The organism is Saccharopolyspora terrae, from assembly GCF_004348435.1.
Taxonomy (GTDB): Bacteria; Actinomycetota; Actinomycetes; order Mycobacteriales; family Pseudonocardiaceae; genus Saccharopolyspora; species Saccharopolyspora endophytica.
In genome coordinates this window covers 1-525 of sequence record NZ_SMKS01000160.1, presented here as the reverse complement: position 1 = coordinate 525, position 525 = coordinate 1, and the positions used below count along the sequence as shown (strand labels likewise).

The following is a 525-nucleotide window of genomic DNA, read 5'->3' as shown; positions in this document are numbered from 1 at the left end:
TCCGGCGGTTCTGGATGGATCGCTGCAAGGATCGGTGCCGACGCCCGGGACTGACTCTTCCAAGATCTGGCCGCTTCGGCGTGCTCTGCCAAGGACCTGTCGTCTCGGGCGTCGACACCGGCCCGGCACACCGCTGGCCTGATCAGAAGCCTGTCCGCACGTGAGTGCGTGACCCCTCACAGATATGCCGTTTGGTGACTCCATCCAGGCCGGTGGCTTCTCATGACCCCGTTACCGGAAGGAGTTTCGAAGCCACATGGCCATGCTCGCAGAACTGGTCGACGCAGTCATCGGTGGCGACACACATCGCGACGCGCACACGCTCAAGATGATCACACCGACCGGAGCGACGATAGCGACCCTCGCTGTCGGAAACGACGAATCCGGCTTCACTTCGGCCTTGGCCTGGATCGCCGAACACGCACCCGGACCACGACTGGTCGTGGGTCTGGAAGGCACCCGCAGCTACGGCATCGGTCTGGCACGAGCCGTGCAGGCCGCGGGAATCGCGGTCGTCGAGGTCGA

1 protein-coding gene is annotated in these 525 nt (G+C 64.4%); it reads left to right on the top strand.

The window, feature by feature from the left end; genetic code table 11:
* Positions 1-256: 256 nt before the first annotated feature.
* On the top strand, positions 257-525 hold a 269-nt coding region (locus E1181_RS31175; RefSeq protein WP_165944806.1), incomplete at its 3' end, for an IS110 family transposase.